Here is a 17,501-nt window from a genome sequence, read left to right as displayed (position 1 = left end):
TCTCGGAATGCTTGCTCGCTGGTTGCCCGCCGCCATCAACACCCGCCCCACCGAATGGAGCCGCGCCGCCATCGGCATGGCCTTGGGGACACTGATGAGCGTGTGGCTCTGTAGCCAGGTTTTCGGCATTGAGGTGGCCCAGCACCTGATTGGCCCGCTGGGGGCGTCGGCGGTGCTGTTGTTTGCCGTATCTTCGGGCGCGCTCGCGCAACCCTGGTCGATTCTCGGCGGCTACTTGAGCGCCGGGGTGATTGCCTTGCTGGTGGCCCATGTGTTGGGCCGAACCCTCGGCAGCGCTTGCCTGGCCGCGGGCATGGCGTTGATCCTGATGTGCTGGCTGCGGTGCCTGCACCCACCGGCCGGTGCATTGGCCCTGACCCTGGTGCTGGCCGATCCGGCAACCATTGCCATGGACTGGAGAGCCATTGAACCGGTGATGCTCAGCGGGGCGACGATGCTGCTCTGCGCCCTGGCCTTCAACAACCTGACCCGCGTTCGTTACCCCAAGAGTGCCAGCGAACCGGTGGCCAGGATTCCTGCCGATCACCCGCCAGTCGACAGTCAGGCCATCACCGCCGAAGACCTGAAACTGGCGCTGGCTGACATGGAGGCGTTCTATGACGTCACGCCCGAAGACCTCGAACAACTGATCCAGGCCAGCCAGCTGCACGCCAAACGCCGCAGCGTGGGCGAGGTGTTCGCTCCACGACTGTAAGCCACTGACTTGGCGGTTCTTTTGCCGTGGCCGGAATCAAGATTCTCGCCGAGGCCGGCCTGCATCGGCGCAACATGCTGATCGTGGCGATTTCCCTCGGCATGGGCCTGGGGGTGGTGGCGGTGCCGGAAGTCTTGCGTGAACTGCCCGAGGCCCTGCACAACATTTTCGAATCGCCCATCACCGTCGGCGCGCTGTGCGCTATCGTTCTTAATATCGTCCTGCCCGAGGAATTCATCGAACTGGAAGAGGACGAATCCGATCCGCAGGCCTCAGTGCTTCAAGTGATGCAGAACCCCGATGTGACCTGCCAGGGATGAACCCGCAAAGGCTACGGTGGTCGCACAGTCAATCCGCTAGCCCTTTTTCAGATGAGAGCACGACCATGCGCAGCGTTCACGCGGTCCTGATTTCCCTCCTGCTCTGCCTGAGCGCCTGTTCCTCACTGCCCAATCGAGACCCGTTGAAAGTCAACGTCGTGGGCATCGAGCCCCTGCAAGGCGAGGGCATGGAAGTGCGCTTTACCGTGAAAATCCGCGTGCAGAACCCCAATGACACCACCCTCGTCTACAGCGGCGTTGCGCTGGACCTGGACATCAACGGCCAACCCTTCGCCTCTGGCGTCACCGATGAGAGTGGCTCGATCGGGCGTTTTTCCGACACCGTCGTGAGCGTGCCGGTCAGCGTTTCGGCACTTTCGGTGATCCGCCAGACCTATGGCATCAGCCGGATGAAGTCGCTTAACAACATGCCCTACATCCTGCACGGCAAGCTCTCGGGTGGGGTGTTCAACACAATGCGTTTCGTGGACAGTGGCACACTCAAACTACCGGGATCGACTACTGGCAGCCGTTAAAGCCTGACTCAAGGAGCAGCACCCGCCATGGAAACCACCCCCACGCTCTACACCGAGCGCCTGATCCTGCGCCCGCTGGAGCTGGCCGACGCCGATGCCATCCAGCAACAGTTCCCCCACTGGGAGGTAGTGCGTTACCTCAACGCTTTGGTGCCCTGGCCCTATCCGGCCGATGGTGCGTTGACGTACCTGCGTGACAATGCCCTGCCAGCCGTCGCCCGTGGTGAGCAATGGCATTGGTCGATCCGTCTGAAATCGGCGCCGGAGCAATTGATCGGCAGCATCAGCCTGATGAATGAACAGGACAACAATCGTGGATTCTGGCTCGGTCCGAAGTGGCAGGGTCAGGGACTGATGACAGAAGCCAGCGCCGCGGTCACCGAGCACTGGTTCAACGCGTTGGGGCGCACCGTGCTGCGGGTGCCAAAAGCGACACCGAACATCAGCTCGCGCAGACTCTCCGAACGCACAGGCATGCGCTTGATTCGTACGGATGAAGGCCGCTTTGTCGGCGGGATCTTCCCGTTGGAAGTCTGGGAAATCACCGGTGAAGAATGGTGGTCGCGCCGCTGAATTCACTCGGCGTCATTGAGAATCAGGCTACGGTAATGCCCAGGATTCGATCCCGACCACTTGCGAAACGCCTTGTAGAATGAACTGACGTCTGCGAACCCCAGCCGCGTGGCGATTTCGCTGAAGCTGATCGCGGGCTCGGCCAGCCACACAATCGCCAGTTCCTTGCGCACGCCGTCCTTGAGACCTTGATAGGTTTGCCCTTCTTCGGCCAGTCGGCGGCGCAGGGTTGATGCCGACATGCACAGGCGCTGCGCCAGGACTTCGGTTTCCGGCCAGTGTTCGGCCGGCAGATGGCGTAGATCGTGTTTGATGCGACTGGCCAGGCTCTGCGGATCGCGGTACTTGACCAGAATGTTCGCCGGCGCATGGGCCAGGAATCGCGTGAGTTCTTCAGGGCTGCGCTTGATTGGCAAATCCAGGCAATCGGCGGAGAAAATCATCCGCGTGCGCGGACGGTCGAAACGCAGGTTCTCGGAAAACATCACCTGATAGTCATCGCAGAAGTGCGGTTTCGCACAGCGCAGTTCGATGGCCAGGATTGGGATCCGCCGCCCTGCCAGCCAGCAGGCCACGCCATGCACGATCATCCAGTACGTGAAATAGGTGAAGGCCCGGCGCGGTTCCTTGTCGTCCTCCAGCAGGACGATTTCCGCCAGGCTCTGCTGGCGCACCAGCTGTGCCGGCAAGCCTTCGAGCATCAACGACAGAAACGCCAGGCCGCTGGACAATCCCGCCGCGACGTTGGGCTGGAGCATAGCGCTGCGACACAGGAAGGCAAAGCTGCCGGATTTAAGTTTGCGTGGGTCCATGCCAAAAAACTCATCGTCCCCGCGCCGTGCCAGCAGCCGCCACAGGCGCGCATAAGCCGTGGCCGGAACGCGGGCGCCGGTGTTGCCCAACAGCAGCGGGTCGATGCCAACCTTGATCAACACCTCGTCCGTGGCGATTCCCGGCGCGCAGCTTTGCAACAGTGCTTCACGCACCAGTTGAATGGAGATGGTGTCTTTTTCCGACATGGATCGCGGCAAGCCCTGTTCTTGTTCGAGTGGGGGGCATATTAGCCGAAACCACCCGCCCGGCGAGTGTCCCTTGTGGGAGCTGGCTTGCCAGCGAAGTGGCCGGCACATTCAACAGCGATGTCGCCTGCACAGCCGCCTTCGCTGGCAAGCCAGCTCCTACAAGGGTTTTGCGTCGATCACAGCACTGTGTTTCGACGCTGATTTTGTGGGAGCGAGCTTGCTCCGGGCGGCGATCCGACGATTGCTTTTCTGAAGCCCGCGCAGATTCACAAGATGCGATAGAGCAAGCGCTCGATCCGCACACGACTCACGCGCTTGAGGAACCTGGCCACACCCACCGGGTACTCGGCGAGGGTTTCCAGGTTCTGGAAATGCTCAATACGCGAGGTGTGCTGGAAGATCGCAGTAAGCTCTTGGCGACGCGGCTCCAGTAGTTCGCCATGGGGATCATCGATCAACAAGGCGTTTTCCAGATCGAGTCGAAACGCCCGCGGGTTGAGGTTGTTGCCGGTCAGCAAGGTATAGCGCCGGTCGATCCACATGCCCTTGAGGTGATAGGTGTTGTCGCCATCACGCCACAGGTGCAGGTTCAACTGGCCGCTGTCGATGTCGCGCTGATGCCGTTTGGCAAACCGGCGCAAGCTGATTTCGTACAGGTACGGCAGCGCTGAAATAACCCGGAACGGTTCGCTCGGCGGAATGTAGAAATCGTTGGCCGTCTTGTCGCCGACCACAATGTCGATCTTCACCCCACGGGCCAGCGCGCGGTTGATCTCGCGGATGATCGCTAGCGGCAGGTTGAAGTACGGTGTGCAAATGGTCAGTTGCTGCTGGGCGCTGGCGATCAGTTCGCAGATCACCCGGTTCAGCGGATTGTTCTTGCCGACGCCGAGCAAGGGGCTGACCGACAAACCGCTCCTGTCGGTGGTGCCCCGCGAAGTGTCGTACGCCGCGTGCTTGAGACGGCTGCGCAGGTCGCCGATGTCATGGCGCAGGCTGCGGGTGGTTGGCAGGTTCGGCAGGTCGAGGCGGTGCACCGCCTTGGAAGCCACCAGGCCGTGCTGCACCAGGTGCTGCATCGAATCGGCCAGATCACGATTGTGCAGCAGGTGATAGCGGTCGTAGCGGTACTTGTCGAACTTGTGCAGATAGACGTTGTTCAGGCTCGCGCCGCTGTAGATCACGCAGTCATCGATCACGAAGCCTTTGAGGTGCAACACGCCGAACAGTTCGCGGGTTTGTACCGGGACGCCGTAGATCGGCACCTCGCTGGCATGGGTGCGGGTCATTTCCTGATACCAGGCGGAGTTGCCCGGTTGCTTGCCGGCACCGATCAGGCCGCGCTGTGCTCGCAGCCAGTCGACGACCACCACTACGTCCAGTTCCGGACGCGCCAGCTTGGCCGCGTGCAAGGCATCGAGAATTTCCTGGCCGGCTTCATCCTGTTGCAGGTACAGCGCAACGATGTAGATGCGCCGGGTCGCGCTGGCGATTTTCTCCAGCAGGCAACGACGGAATTCGGCAGCACCAGAGAGGATGCCGACGGCATCGGCCGTCAGCGGAAAACTGCGCAGTTTGGGCAGCAGGGAACGTTTGAAAAGCAACGGCATAGGGCTCGCAAATGGGTCGAATCCGAAGAGCCCCAGAGCTTACACCATGCAAAGGTTCGGGTCTTGTTACTGTCTGTAATATCCCCTTCGCGAGCAGGCTCGCTCCCACAGAAGAATGCATTTCAATGTGGGAGCGAGCCTGCTCGCGAAGACCATTTATCAGGCGCTACAAAAACATCGATTGACCAAGGAGAACGATCGTTCTACTGTCAGCGACATGAACGAAAACACTAGCAATGACACACGCAACATCATTCTGGATGTCACCGAAAAGCTGATCTACAAAAGTGGCATTGCCACCACTGGCATGGATCTTCTGGTGAAAACCGCCGGCGTCTCCAGAAAGAGCATTTACCGCTACTTCGCCAACAAGGACGATCTGGTTGTAGCCGCCCTGCAACGCCGCGACCAGCGCTGGATGCGCTGGTACAGAGGCGAAGTCGGCCGGGCACAAACCCCGGCCGAGCGACTGCTCAACCTGTTTACCGTACTCAAATCGTGGTTCGCTTCCGATGGCTTCCGCGGTTGCGCCTTCATCAACACCAGTGGCGAGACCGGCGACCCGCAAGACCCGGTGCGCCTGGTCGCCAAAGAGCATAAACAGAAGCTGCTCGACTACGTGTGCGAGCTGTGTACCGAATATGGCGCCGAGGATCCGCAGATGCTGGCCAGACAACTGCTGATCCTGATCGATGGTGCCATTACCGTGGCGCTTGTAATGGGCGATCACAGTGCCGCCGATAATGCGCAATGCATGGCGCGAAAGTTGTTGGACCTGTAGCAACTTGACCGAGCTCGACCCGATGTTTGAACTTTAACTTGATACGGAGACTTGAAATGTCTAATGCCGAAGTTCGTCCGCCATTACCCCCTTTCACCCGTGAATCGGCCATTGAAAAAATTCGCCTGGCTGAAGACGGCTGGAACTCCCGCGACCCCGAGCGCGTGTCCCTGGCCTACACCCTGGACACTCAATGGCGCAATCGCGCCGAGTTCGCCCACAACCGCGAAGAGGCCAAAGCTTTCCTGACCCGCAAATGGGCCAAGGAGCTGGATTATCGGCTGATCAAGGAACTCTGGGCCTTTACCGGCAACCGCATTGCGGTGCGTTACGCCTATGAATGGCACGACGACTCGGGCAACTGGTTCCGCTCCTACGGCAACGAAAACTGGGAGTTCAACGAGGACGGCCTGATGGCCCGCCGCTTCGCTTGCATCAACGACTTGCCGATCAAGGAAAGCGAGCGCAAGTTTCACTGGCCGCTGGGGCGTCGTCCTGACGATCATCCGGGCCTGTCGGATCTTGACCTGTAAACACTGATCAAACTGTAGGAGCGAGCCTGCTCGCGATAGCGATCTACCGGTCAACATGAATGTTGAATGTGATGACGCCATCGCGAGCAGGCTCGCTCCTACATTGGTTTTGTGTTGTTCGGGTGGGTAAGATGTCGCCCCTTCCCCGCAGTCCTTCCTGCACCCGCCGAATAAGCCGATCCCATGCCTTTCGAACTCAGCGTTGACCTCTCCACCCTGGCCATCCTGGCCCTTGTCGCTTTTGTTGCCGGTTTCATCGACGCCATCGCCGGTGGCGGTGGTCTGTTGACCACTCCGGCTTTGCTGACTGCCGGCCTGCCGCCGCACCTGGTGCTGGGCACCAACAAGCTCAGCTCGACCTTCGGTTCGGCGGTTGCCAGTTTCACCTTCTACCGCCGCAAGCTGTTCCATCCCGCGCAATGGATGCACGCCATCATCGGCACCCTGGTCGGCGCGCTGACCGGTGCCGTGGTCGCGCATTACCTGCCGGCGGAATGGCTGAACAAAATGCTGCCGGTGATCGTCTTCGCCTGTGGCGTATATCTTTTGTTTGGCGGCACGCCGAAAGCGCCAGTGGACAGCGATGCACCGATCAAGAAAAAGTGGCAGTCGACCCAAGGCTTCAGCCTCGGCTTCTATGACGGCGTGGCCGGTCCCGGCACGGGCGCGTTCTGGACCGTGAGCAGCCTGCTGCTCTACCCCATCGACCTGGTGAAAGCCAGCGGTGTGGCGCGCAGCATGAACTTCGTCAGCAACGCGGCAGCGCTGTCGATCTTCATCTTTTCCGGTCAGGTGGACTGGATCATTGGCCTGTGCATGGGCTCGTCGTTGATGGTCGGCGCCTTCTTCGGCGCCCGCACCGCCATCAGCGGCGGTGCGAAATTCATTCGCCCGGTGTTCATCACCGTGGTGCTGGGCCTGACCGTGCGCCTAGCCTGGCAGCACTGGTTCAGCGTGGCCTAAACGCCGCGCCACATAGAGGTCGATCAGGTAACGGGCAATCGAGCGTGACGCCGGCAACGGCGGCAGCTCGTGCACGTTGAACCACTGGGCGTCCTCGATCTCGTCTTCCTGACAGACGATCTCGCCGCCGGCGTATTCGGCATGAAAGCCGAGCATCATCGAGTGCGGGAACGGCCAGCACTGGCTGCCCATGTACTGGATGTTCCTGACCTCGATGCTCACCTCTTCGCGAACTTCGCGAATCAGGCAGTCCTCGGCCGATTCGCCCGGCTCGGCAAACCCGGCCAGGGTGCTGTAGACACCCGGCACAAAGCGCGGCGAACGCCCCAGCAGAATCTCGTCGCCGCGGGTCACCAGCACGATCATGCTCGGTGAAATCCGTGGATAGCTGCGCAGTTCGCACGGCTGGCAATACATTGCCCGTTCGCGCGGCACCTGAGTCATGGCCTGGCCGCAGTTACCGCAAAAGCGATGTTCACGGGCCCAGGTACCGATCTGCGCGGCGTAACCAAGCACCTTGTAGAGCGTGTGATCACCCTCCAGCATGAACGCCCGCAGGCCTTTCCAGTTGCAGCCCGGCACTTCGCTTTGACTGCGCAGCTCCAGCAGATAGACCGGCTCGCCATCGAGATGACCGATGCCATGCTCGGCGAGAATCGGCAAATCCTGGCGCTTGAGCCATTCGCGCGCAAACAGCGCGCCATTGTCATCGAACAGAAAACCTTCGGGGCTGCGCGCGACAGCCCAGCCGCCGGGTTGGTCGGTGTCCAGTACTGCAGTGGTCCAGCGAGGAATCATGGTTAATCAATCCAGAAATTCGGGTTTCTGTTTGCTCATATGGGCGGCCATGGCCACGCGCAGATCGGTGGATTGCAGCATGGCGGCGTTCCAGGTAGCGATGTATTCGAGGCCGTCATCGATGCGATGGTCGCGCATGTAGCCGATCATCTCTTTGGTGCCGGTGACAGCGATCGGCGACTTGCCGGCGATTTCGCGGGCAATGCCCATGACGCCGTCGAGCAGGCTGGCGTTGTCGCTGTAGACGCGATTGACCAGGCCCATGCTCCGCGCCTCGTCGGCGCCAAACGTGCGACCAGTGTAAGCCAGTTCGCGCAGCATGCCGTCACCGATGATCCGCGGCAAGCGTTGCAACGTGCCGACGTCGGCGGCCATGCCGATGTCGATTTCCTTGATCGAAAACTGTGCGTCCTCGGCGGCATAACGCATGTCGCACGCGGCAATCAGGTCGATGGCGCCACCCAGGCAGTAACCCTGAATCGCCGCAAGCACCGGTTTGCGGCAGTTATCGACGGCATTGAACGACGCTTGCAGGGTGAGGATCTTGCGCCGCAACAGGCGCGCATTGCGTCCGACGTCCTTGCCCAGTTCATTGGCCACGCCCGCCAGCATCATCAGGTCGATACCCGAGGAGAAATGCTTGCCTGCGCCGCTGAGAATCACCACGCGCACTTCATCGGTGTCGTCGATCCACTGGAAGATCTCGACGATCTCGCTCCAGAACGCAGCGTTCATCGAGTTGATCTTCTCCGGGCGGTTGATCTGCACATGGGCGATTTTATCGACCAGTTCGACGTTGAACGCGCTGTACCGAGACATGCCAGTGATCCTTTTGCGGGCAAAAATGAGGCCCGAACTATAACAAGGCACCAAGGTGGGCAGTAAGGCAGTGGTTCGGCCAAATGCGGGACTGGCCAGACTGCACCTTAACAGTGCACCACCACCAAAACGTAGCGCACATTTATGTGACGGCCCCGTGACTTTTTGCGGCCAAAACGCAAAAAAACATGCACTTCGTCGGGGCATTTGCACCTCGACCAGGCACGTCCGTACCGCTACAAACCGATTGTCGAACAATTTTGCCATCCGGCCTTCACCGCTCTAAGTTCTGGCCTAGACTCATTTTCTCGAGACGAAACCGACCGGTCACAAAGTGGAAAAATAGTCGAAACTTTTTCCAATCCCGATCGGTCCTCTGAAAAGACGGTGCGTTGCGACTGGTGCAATCTTTGCAGTGGCTCATTCACCCATTCTGCTTCAGCGCATTGGGCAGCGCTTGCTCACCGATGCGTAGCGCGTTTGCGCCCGGCCACGGAAATTGGCCATGGAACACCGTTTGCCAGACCTAAGAATTAGATCAACAACACGGGAGATTCATATGACCAGTACGGCTATGGAAATACAGGGAGAGCGTGCTCATCAGGTTGGTGAGTCGAGCGCCGTAACTGCCGCAAACACCCAACCCGTCAGCGTTCCTGGCACCCGGACGCTGACCCCGGTAGCCAACCGGAATCCGAACCGTAAAAAAGTCTTGTTCGTCACCTCGGAAATCGCCGACCTGGTGAAAACCGGCGGCCTGGGCGACGTTTCCGCGGCGCTGCCGCGGGCCATGGCCCATCTGCACGATGTGCGGGTGTTGATCCCGGGTTACCCGCAGGTGCTGCACAGCGAGAACCCCATCCATATCATCGGTGAGCTTGGCGGTCATGCTGCGTTGCCACCGTGCAAGATCGGGCGCATGGACATGCCCGACGGGTTGGTCATATACGTACTGATCTGCCCCGAACTCTACGAGCGCGAAGGTTCGCCCTACGGCGCCAACAACGGCCGCGACTGGCCGGACAACCATATCCGTTTCGCCCGCCTGGGCCTGGCGGCGGCCGATATTGCCGCCAACCTCGCGCAAATCCACTGGTGCCCGGACCTGGTGCACGCCCATGACTGGCCGGCCGGTCTGGCCCCTGCTTATATGCACTGGCGTGGACAGCGCACGCCCACCCTGTTCACCATCCACAACCTGGCGTACCAGGGCGTGACCAGCCTGGGTTCGTGCCCCGAATTGGGCATCCCCCATCACGCGCTGCAGCAAGAAGGCATGGAGTTCTACGGCAAGATGTCGTTCCTCAAGGCCGGCATGGCCTATTCGAGCCACATCACCACGGTCAGCGCGACCTACGCCCAGGAAATCACCACCCCGGATTTCGGCTGCGGTCTCGACGGTTTTCTCGCCGCCAAGACCCAGCAAGGCCTGCTCAGCGGGATTCCCAACGGCATCGATGAAAGCTGGGATGCGGCGACCGATCCGCACCTGTTCTGCCCGTTCAGCATCGGCGACTGGGAGGGCAAGGCCGTGAACGCTGCTCATGTCCGCGAGCTGTTCGGCCTGGAACATTCCGAAGGCCCACTGTTTGCAGTGGTCTCGCGGCTGGTTTATCAGAAAGGCCTGGACCTCACCGAGGCGGTCTCTGAATACATCGTCAAAAACGGCGGACAGATCGCGATCATCGGTCGCGGCGAGCCGGAAGAAGAACAGGCCATGCGTGAACTGGCCCTGCGTTTCCCCGGGCAGATCGGCGTGCGCATCGGCTTCAACGAAACCGACGCCCGGCGCATGTTCGCCGGCAGCGACTTCCTGCTGATGCCGTCGCGTTACGAGCCGTGCGGCCTGAGCCAGATGTACGCCCAGCGCTTCGGCTCGTTACCGGTGGCACGCAATACCGGTGGCCTGGCCGACACCATCGAGAACGGCGTGACCGGTTTCCTGTTCGATGAATCCACGGTGCAGAGCTATCAGGAAGCCCTGAGTCGCGCATTCAAGGTTTTCGCCTTTCCCGACCTGCTGCACGCCATGCGCTGCCGGGCCATGGCCGCGCCGTTCAACTGGTGCAAGGCGGTCGAACCCTACGCCGAACTCTATGAACGGCTTGTGGCGAAAGCGTTGGGGAAATCGAACAAACAGTAAGAGGCTTTCAAGATGCCGTTAAGGACCCTTGAGACCTGGCCTCACGGCGCAATCATGCTGGACGCAGAGCACACGCGATTTGCGTTGTGGGCGCCAGATGCGTTCTACGTCAGTGTCGAACTGGAAAATGGACAGTCCTTGCCGTTGCTGCCCCAGGCCGACGGCTGGTTCGTGAGCAACACCCGATGCCCGGCAGGCACGCGTTACCGCTACAGCATCGACGGCGAACTGGAAGTGCCCGACCCCGCCTCCCGCGCTCAGGCCGGCGGCATTGACCAGCCCAGCGTGGTGGTCGATCCGTTGGCCTATGCGTGGCAACACAGTACCTGGCTGGGACGACCGTGGAACGAAGCGGTGATATATGAGTTGCACGTCGGTGCGCTCGGCGGCTTCACTGCCGTCGAGCAGCATCTGGCACGCCTGGTCGAACTGGGTGTCACCGCGATCGAACTGATGCCCATCGCGCAGTTTCCCGGTGAGCGCAATTGGGGCTATGACGGCGTCCTGCCCTACGCGCCCCAGGCGTCATACGGCTCACCCGAGCAGCTCAAGCACTTGATCGACACCGCCCACGGCCACGGTCTGGCGGTGATTCTCGACGTGGTCTACAACCACTTCGGCCCGGATGGCAATTACCTGCATCGTTATGCCAGTGCTTTCTTTCGCGAAGACCGACACACGCCCTGGGGCGCAGCCATCGACTTGCGCCGTCGCGAAGTACGGGACTTCTTCATCGAAAACGCCTTGATGTGGCTGCTGGAATACCGATTCGACGGATTGCGCCTGGACGCGGTGCACGCCATCGAAGACCCGGATTTTCTTCAGGAACTGGCGCGACGGGTGCGCCAGCAGACGGGACCGGCGCGGCATGTCTGGCTGATGGTCGAGAACGAACACAACCAGGCCAGCCTGCTCGAACAGGGTTACGACGCGCAATGGAATGATGACGGCCACAACGCCCTGCACGTATTGCTGACCGGCGAAACCGACGCCTATTACGCCGACTACGCGCAAAACCCCACCGAACAACTGGCGCGCTGCCTGAGCCAGGGTTTCGTATTCCAGGGCCATCTCAACCGCCATGGTGTGGCGCGCGGTGAGCCCAGCGGGCATTTGCCGCCCAACGCCTTCATCCTGTTTTTGCAGAACCATGACCAGATCGGCAATCGGGCGTTCGGCGAGCGCCTGCATCAACTTGCCCACCCGCAAGCGCTGCGGGCCGCCACGGTGTTGCTGCTGCTGTCGCCGATGATTCCATTGCTGTTCATGGGTGACGAGTTTGCCGTCGAACAACCCTTCCTGTTTTTCACCAGCCATCACGGTGAATTGGCAATACAGGTACGCGATGGCCGGCGCAACGAGTTCGCGGCGTTCAGCGCGTTTGCGGACCCGCGTCAACGCGAACACATTCCGGACCCGAACGATCCGCAGACATTTGCAGCGTCCCGCCCTGTCCTGCCCTCGATCGGCCACAGCGAGATGCACGACCTGTACTGCCGACTGTTGCAGATCCGGCACCGGCTCATCGTCCCGCACTTGCCGGGCACCCAGGCACTGGGCGCCGACGTGCTGGGCGAAGGCGCGGTCAGTGCAGCCTGGCGATTGGGCGATGGCAGCCAACTGCGCATTGACCTGAACCTCAGCGACAGGCCCGTAGGCCACACCTCACAGACCGGTGCCGCGCGGTTGTTCGAATACCCGCCAGAGAGCGCCGGCCTTCTGGACCAAGGCACCCTTGCCCCGTATTGCGCGCTCGTCAGCCTCGCCGCCGCAGCCCCTTTGCTACCCCCGTATGGAGAGCGTCCATGAGTGATGCGCAACTGGAAATCCTGGCCAGCCGTGCCGGCCTCGCGGTCGACTGGATCGACGCCAACGGTCGCCCGCAAAAAGTCGCGCCTTCAGTGTTGCGCAACGTGCTGAGCGGCCTTGGCCACCCGGCCGGCAGTGCCCAGGAAATCGACGCCAGCCTGCTGGAATTGCAAACGGCGCAACAGACCCATCACTTGCCGCCATTGATCACCGCCGATGTGGGGATGGGCCTGGACCTGGCGCGTTATTTCGAGCCCCAGACCCCTTGCGAAATCCACCTCGAAGACGGTTCGCGGCTCAACCTGAAACTGGACGCCAACGCGGTGCTGCCGGGGCTGGTACCGGTCGGCTATCAACAGGTCAGCATCGACGGACAAACTTTCACTCTGGCGGTGGCCCCGTCCCGTTGTTACAGCGTGGCCGACGCCGTGGATAACCCCATTCCTCGTGCCTGGGGCCTGAGCGTGCAGTTGTACGGATTGCGCCGCCCCGGCGATGGCGGGTTTGGTGACACTCAGGCGCTGGAAGACCTCGCCCGGGTGGCCGGCGAGCGTGGCGCCGAGGCGCTGGCGATCAGCCCGTTGCATGCGATGTTTTCCAGTGACACCCAACGCTATAGCCCGTATTCGCCGTCCAGCCGTTTGTTTCTCAATAGCCTTTACTGTGCCCCCGGCACCATTCTCGGCGAACGCGCCCTGCGTACCGCCATCGATGCAACCGGCCTGGCCATTGAACTCAAGGCGCTGGAAGAACGTCCGCTGATTGACTGGCCGGCCGCCGCCGAAGCCAAGTATCGGCTGCTGCAGTCGCTGTACGAAGGCTTCGTCCAGGGTGAACATCCGTTGCACGAAGACTTCAGCAGTTTTCGCCACGCCGCGGGCGAAGCGCTGGAAAACCACTGTCGCTTCGAAGCCATCCAGGAGGCGCGCGCCGCCCGCGGTGAACACCTCGACTGGCGGCTGTGGCCCGAACCCTGGCGCAACCCGCGCAGCGCCGAACTGGCGGCATTCGCCGAAGAAAATGCCGGGCGCATCGGCTTCTTCGCCTTCTGCCAGTGGCTGATCACGCGCTGCCTGGAGCGCGCGCAAACCGCCGCCCGCGCCAGCGGCATGAGCATCGGCCTGATTGCCGACCTCGCCGTCGGTGCCGATGGCGGCGGCAGCCAGGCCTGGAGCCGCCAGGACGAACTGCTCGCCGCCCTCACCGTCGGGGCGCCGCCGGACATTCTCAACCGCAGCGGCCAGGGCTGGGGGATTTCCGCGTTCTCCCCCGAAGGCCTGGTACGCAATGGTTTCCGTGCCTTCATCGAAATGCTGCGGGCCAATTTCGCCCATTGCGGTGGCCTGCGCATCGATCACGTCATGGGGCTGCAGCGTTTGTGGGTGATCCCCAACGGCTCGCCGCCGGCCGACGGCGCCTACCTGTATTACCCGGTGGACGATCTGCTGCGTCTGCTGACCCTGGAATCCCATCGTCACCAGGCCATCGTCCTCGGTGAAGACCTCGGTACCGTGCCGGACGGCCTGCGGGAAAAACTCATCGCACGTTCGATACTCGGCATGCGGGTGTTGCTGTTCGAACAGGACAACACGCACTTCAAGCCGATCCTCGATTGGCCGGACAACGCCCTGGCGACCACCAGCACCCATGACCTGCCCACCCTCAACGGCTGGTGGCATGGCCGCGATATCGACTGGAACGCCCGGCTCGGCATGATCGATGCCAGCACTGAAATCGAATGGCGCCAGCACCGCGAGCGCGAGCGTGAGGGCCTGCGCCGGGCGTTGAGCCAGGACCCGCAGAACTTCCGCGAAGAGTCCCACGAAACCGACCAGGTGCTCGATGCCAGCGTGCGCTTCCTCGGCCATACCCGCTCGCCGTTGGTGCTGCTGCCACTGGAAGATGCCCTTGGCGTGGAACAACAGGCCAATCTGCCGGGCACCATCGATACTCACCCGAACTGGTCGCGGCGCTTGCCCGGATACAGTGAGGCCCTGCTCGATGGAGCGGATGCCGCGCGGCGTCTGGAACTGCTCGCCTGTGCGCGACTTCAGGCGGCCGAGCGTGATCGATGACTCAAGTGCCAAGCCGACCACTGCGCGCCACGTTGCGCCTGCAATTTCATAAAGGCTTCACGCTGGAAGATGCAGTGCCACTGGTGCCGTATTTCGCCCGTCTCGGCATCAGCCATGTCTACGCCTCCCCACTGTTGCGCGCGCGCGCCGGGTCGATGCACGGCTATGACGTGGTGGACCCGACAAGGGTCAATCCGGAGCTGGGCGGTGAGACGGCGCTGCGCAGTCTGGTCGATGCCCTGCACGGGCACGATATGGGGTTGATCCTCGATATTGTCTCCAACCACATGGCGGTCGGCGGCAGTGATAATCCCTGGTGGCTGGATTTGCTGGAGTGGGGGCGTCTGAGCCCCTACGGCGAGTTTTTCGACATCCAGTGGCACTCGCCCGATCCGTTGATGGAGGGCCAGTTGCTCCTGCCGTTTCTGGGCAGCGACTATGGCGTCGCGTTGCAGGACGGCACCCTGCCCCTGCGCTTCGATGCCTGGCACGGAAGCTTTCATGTCGAGTACTACGAACACCGCTTTCCCATTTGTCCCTGGGATTACGGCGAGCTACTCAAGGTCGATGCGCCGCTCGAGACGCAACAGGCCGAACAACTCAAATCCCTGGCCGATCGCTTCAGCACCCTGAGCTACCAGACCGATGCCCACAGCCTGGCGCGACCGCTGAAAGCAGAACTACGCGACCTGGTCGGCGATCCGGCCATTGCCCAAGCCATTGACCAGCACCTGAAAAACTACGACTCAGTGACCGGCGAAGGCTTCCAGCGCCTGCACAACCTGCTGGAGCGCCAGAGCTACCGCCTGGCCAGTTGGCGCACCGCCGCCGATGACATCAACTGGCGGCGCTTCTTTGATATCAATGAACTCGCTGGGCTGCGCGTCGAGCGTCCCACCGTGTTCGAAGCCACCCACGCGAAGATCTTCCAACTGGTGGCTGAAGGACTGATCGACGGGTTGCGCATCGACCATATCGACGGCCTTGCCGACCCGCGGGGCTACTGCCGAAAATTGCGCCGTCGGGTCGACGGCCTGTCCGCGGGGCGCCACCTGCCCATCTATGTCGAAAAGATCCTCGGCGAGGGCGAAAGCCTGCCTCGTGACTGGTCGGTGGATGGCACCACTGGCTACGAATTCATGAACCAGCTGTCACTGCTGCAAACCGACCCCAGGGGTGCGCAGGCACTGGCCGAGCGCTGGAAGCGTCACAGCGAGCGATCCGCCGACTTCTCCCGGGAAGCACAACTGGCCCGTCAGCAAATCCTCAATGGCTCCCTCGCCGGGGATTGCGAAAGCGTCGCCCAGGCCTTGCTGCAAGTGGCCCGGGACAATCTCATGACCCGCGACCTGACCCTCGGCGCCATTCGCCGGGCCTTGCAGGCGTTGATCGTGCATTTCCCGGTGTACCGCACCTACATCAGCCCCCTTGGCCGGTCAGCCCAGGACGAGGTGTTTTTCCAGCAGGCCATGGCCGGCGCCCGGCAAACCCTGGGCGAGGCAGACTGGCCGGTACTCGACTGCCTGGCCGGCTGGCTCGGCGGTGAACCCTGGCGAAAGCGCCCGGCCGGTCGCCAGCGCAAACGCCTCAAGCACGCCTGCGTACGTTTCCAGCAACTGACTTCGCCGGCCGCGGCGAAAGCGGTCGAGGACACCGCGTTCTATCGGTCGGCGGTCCTGCTCTCGCGCAACGATGTGGGGTTCAACACCCAGCGGTTCAGTGCGCCGGTTGCCGACTTTCATCAAGCCTGCATCGAGCGCCTCGAGACCTTCCCGGACAATCTGCTGGCCAGCGCCACCCACGACCACAAGCGCGGGGAAGATTCACGGGCACGGTTGGCGGTATTGAGCGAGCGCAGCGACTGGTACGCCGACCAGATCGGTCTGTGGCGCACCCTCGCCCGGCCACTGCGCAGTGACGATCAAGTGCCGTCGGCGGGCGATGAGTTGATTCTGTACCAGACGATCCTCGGCAGTTGGCCTCTGCAACTGCGTTTCGATGATCCGCTCGCCCACGAAGACTACGCAAAACGCCTCAAGCAATGGCAACGCAAGGCCCTGCGCGAAGCCAAATTGCAAAGCAACTGGAACGCGCCCAATGACACTTGTGAGCAAGCGTGCGAGGACTTCATCCAGCGCCTGTTGTTCAGCCCCGAAGGTGAGCTGTTGCGTACGGCCCTGGCCAAGGCTGCCCGTTCGATTGCCGTGCCCGGTGCACTCAACGGTTTGGCGCAAACCTTGCTGCGCATGACCGTACCCGGCGTGCCGGATCTGTATCAGGGCAACGATTTCTGGGACTTCAGCCTGGTCGATCCGGACAACCGTCGCCCGGTGGATTACGCCAGCCGCCAGCAGGCACTGCAGCAAGCGGTGGACCTGTCGGACTTGTTGCTGAACTGGCGTGACGGGCGCATCAAGCAGGCCTTGATTGCGCGCACCCTGGGTTTGCGTGCCGAGAATGCCGAGCTGTTTCGGCGTGGCACTTACCAGGCCCTGGAAGTGGTGGGCAGCGAGGCCCATCGAGTGCTGGCTTTTGTCCGTGAACGGGAGGGAAAACGCGCCATCGTGATTGTGCCGATACGTTGTGCCGAGCTGCTGGAAAACGGTGCCGAACCACAGGTCCACGCGCCGCTGTGGGGCGATACCCGGGTCAAATTGCCGTTCACCGTCCCTGACGAAAATCTGAAGGGACTTTTTTCCGGCGTCGCAGTCACACAACACAGGGAGCTGCTGGTCAGCGCCGCGCTGGGGGATTTCCCGGTCAATCTCTTTATTCAAACTACCCACACTTGAGTTCAGTTCAGG

General features: G+C 61.7%; 14 protein-coding genes and 1 pseudogene. 11 read left to right on the top strand and 4 right to left on the bottom strand.

The genetic code is table 11. The annotated features are described in order from the left end of the window. The first annotated feature begins 7 nt into the window (after nt 1-7). The 4 genes and pseudogenes from KGA83_RS01045 to KGA83_RS01030 all read left to right on the top strand — a co-directional run bounded on the left by KGA83_RS01045 (nt 8) and on the right by KGA83_RS01030 (nt 2,144). Nucleotides 8-715 carry an HPP family protein gene (locus KGA83_RS01045; RefSeq protein WP_108215804.1) on the top strand — a complete coding sequence of 236 codons (708 nt, stop codon included), beginning with the start codon at nt 8-10 and terminating at the stop codon, nt 713-715. Nucleotides 716-729: 14 nt separating this feature from the next. Further along, nucleotides 730-1,075: pseudogene (locus KGA83_RS01040) on the top strand (xanthine permease XanP); the annotation flags it as partial. Nucleotides 1,076-1,100: 25 nt separating this feature from the next. Continuing rightward, nucleotides 1,101-1,571 carry an LEA type 2 family protein gene (locus tag KGA83_RS01035; RefSeq protein ID WP_108215805.1) on the top strand — a complete coding sequence of 157 codons (471 nt, stop codon included), beginning with the start codon at nt 1,101-1,103 and terminating at the stop codon, nt 1,569-1,571. 27 nt (nt 1,572-1,598) lie between these two features. Further along, a complete protein-coding gene (locus KGA83_RS01030; RefSeq protein WP_108215806.1) occupies nt 1,599-2,144 on the top strand; it encodes a GNAT family N-acetyltransferase in 546 nt (181 codons plus the stop codon). A 2-nt stretch (nt 2,145-2,146) separates the two neighbouring features. Here KGA83_RS01030 and KGA83_RS01025 read toward each other — a convergent pair whose 3' ends face one another. Together KGA83_RS01025 and pssA are read right to left on the bottom strand one after the other, a co-directional pair. Continuing rightward, complete coding sequence (locus KGA83_RS01025; protein ID WP_108215807.1) at nt 2,147-3,163, bottom strand: AraC family transcriptional regulator; 1,017 nt, start codon at nt 3,161-3,163, stop codon at nt 2,147-2,149. A gap of 269 nt (nt 3,164-3,432) precedes the next feature. Further along, on the bottom strand, nt 3,433-4,776 hold the full coding sequence (pssA, locus tag KGA83_RS01020; RefSeq protein ID WP_223527706.1) for a CDP-diacylglycerol--serine O-phosphatidyltransferase: 1,344 nt from the start codon (nt 4,774-4,776) through the stop codon (nt 3,433-3,435). Nucleotides 4,777-4,993: 217 nt separating this feature from the next. Here pssA and KGA83_RS01015 point away from each other — a divergent pair, with 217 nt between their 5' ends. The 3 genes from KGA83_RS01015 (at nt 4,994) to KGA83_RS01005 (ending at nt 7,053) form a co-directional block, all read left to right on the top strand. Next, nucleotides 4,994-5,557 carry a TetR/AcrR family transcriptional regulator gene (locus KGA83_RS01015; RefSeq protein WP_108216084.1) on the top strand — a complete coding sequence of 188 codons (564 nt, stop codon included), beginning with the start codon at nt 4,994-4,996 and terminating at the stop codon, nt 5,555-5,557. Between the two features lie 56 nt (nt 5,558-5,613). Beyond that, entirely contained in the window at nt 5,614-6,090 is a 477-nt protein-coding gene (locus tag KGA83_RS01010) for a DUF1348 family protein (protein WP_108215809.1), read from the top strand. A gap of 183 nt (nt 6,091-6,273) precedes the next feature. Further along, nucleotides 6,274-7,053 (top strand): TSUP family transporter, encoded by a 780-nt coding sequence (locus KGA83_RS01005; protein ID WP_108215810.1) that lies wholly within the window; start codon nt 6,274-6,276, stop codon nt 7,051-7,053. Here the strand turns inward: KGA83_RS01005 and nudC are convergent. Then, entirely contained in the window at nt 7,021-7,851 is an 831-nt protein-coding gene (gene nudC / locus KGA83_RS01000) for an NAD(+) diphosphatase (protein ID WP_108215811.1), read from the bottom strand. The genes KGA83_RS01005 and nudC overlap by 33 nt on opposite strands. Nucleotides 7,852-7,857: 6 nt before the next feature. Further along, nucleotides 7,858-8,670, bottom strand: a complete 813-nt coding sequence (locus KGA83_RS00995) for a crotonase/enoyl-CoA hydratase family protein (protein ID WP_108215812.1) — start codon at nt 8,668-8,670, stop codon at nt 7,858-7,860. Nucleotides 8,671-9,229: 559 nt separating this feature from the next. On the opposite strand from KGA83_RS00995, the gene glgA reads away from it, so the two are divergent. Genes glgA through KGA83_RS00975 form a run of 4 tightly spaced genes read left to right on the top strand, consistent with a single transcriptional unit; the run spans nt 9,230 to nt 17,489 of the window. Further along, nucleotides 9,230-10,813 carry a glycogen synthase GlgA gene (glgA, locus tag KGA83_RS00990; RefSeq protein ID WP_108215813.1) on the top strand — a complete coding sequence of 528 codons (1,584 nt, stop codon included), beginning with the start codon at nt 9,230-9,232 and terminating at the stop codon, nt 10,811-10,813. A gap of 12 nt (nt 10,814-10,825) precedes the next feature. Then, a complete protein-coding gene (treZ, locus tag KGA83_RS00985) occupies nt 10,826-12,622 on the top strand; it encodes a malto-oligosyltrehalose trehalohydrolase (RefSeq protein WP_108215814.1) in 1,797 nt (598 codons plus the stop codon). Beyond that, nucleotides 12,619-14,697, top strand: coding sequence for a 4-alpha-glucanotransferase (malQ, locus tag KGA83_RS00980; protein ID WP_108215815.1), 2,079 nt, complete (start codon nt 12,619-12,621; stop codon nt 14,695-14,697). Before treZ ends, malQ begins: the two co-directional genes overlap by 4 nt. Beyond that, nucleotides 14,694-17,489, top strand: a complete 2,796-nt coding sequence (locus KGA83_RS00975; RefSeq protein WP_223527705.1) for a malto-oligosyltrehalose synthase — start codon at nt 14,694-14,696, stop codon at nt 17,487-17,489. The genes malQ and KGA83_RS00975 overlap by 4 nt, the downstream gene beginning before the upstream one ends. Nucleotides 17,490-17,501: the final 12 nt, after the last annotated feature.

Source organism: Pseudomonas sp. GL-R-19 (genome assembly GCF_019956375.1).
Lineage (GTDB): Bacteria > Pseudomonadota > Gammaproteobacteria > Pseudomonadales > Pseudomonadaceae > Aquipseudomonas.
This window is presented reverse-complemented; position numbering and strand designations above follow the sequence as displayed.